General features: G+C 69.7%; 1 protein-coding gene. It reads right to left on the reverse strand.

The annotated features are described in order from the left end of the window. Positions 1 to 677 (reverse strand): TCP-1/cpn60 chaperonin family protein (locus ACTOQ2_RS44010; RefSeq protein WP_440108004.1); only part of this gene is annotated, 677 nt, incomplete at both ends.

Raw genomic sequence — 677 nt, forward strand, 5'->3', positions numbered from 1 at the left:
GAACGCGTCACCTTGGCCGGGTCGATGATGCCCGTCTCGAACAGGTTGACGTACTCGCCGGTGGCGGCGTTGAGGCCCTCACCCGGGGGAAGGTTGCGCACCTTCTCCACCACGACGCCGCCCTCGAGGCCGGCGTTGACGGCGATCTGCTTGAGGGGCTCCTCCAGCGCCTTCTTGACGATCGCGGCGCCGGTGGCCTCGTCGCCGAAGAGCTCGAGCTTGTCGAAGGCCTTGGCGCCGGCCTGCAGCAGCGCCACGCCACCGCCGGGGACGATGCCCTCCTCGACGGCCGCCTTGGCGTTGCGCACGGCGTCCTCGATGCGGTGCTTGCGCTCCTTGAGCTCGACCTCGGTGGCGGCGCCGGCCTTGATGACGGCCACGCCGCCGGCCAGCTTGGCCAGACGCTCCTGGAGCTTCTCGCGATCGTAGTCGGAGTCGGTGTTGTCGATCTCGGCGCGGATCTGGTTGACCCGGCCGGCGATCTGCTCGGCGTCGCCGGCACCGTCGACGATGGTGGTCTCGTCCTTGGTGACGATGACCTGGCGGGCGCGACCCAGCTGGTCCAGGGTGGTGGACTCCAGCTTCAGGCCGAGGTCCTCACTGATGACCTGGGCGCCGGTCAGGATGCCGATGTCGCCCAGCATGGCCTTGCGGCGGTCACCGAAGCCCGGCGCCTT

It is taken from the genome of Streptosporangium sp. H16 (assembly GCF_051918855.1).
GTDB lineage: Bacteria > Actinomycetota > Actinomycetes > Streptosporangiales > Streptosporangiaceae > Streptosporangium.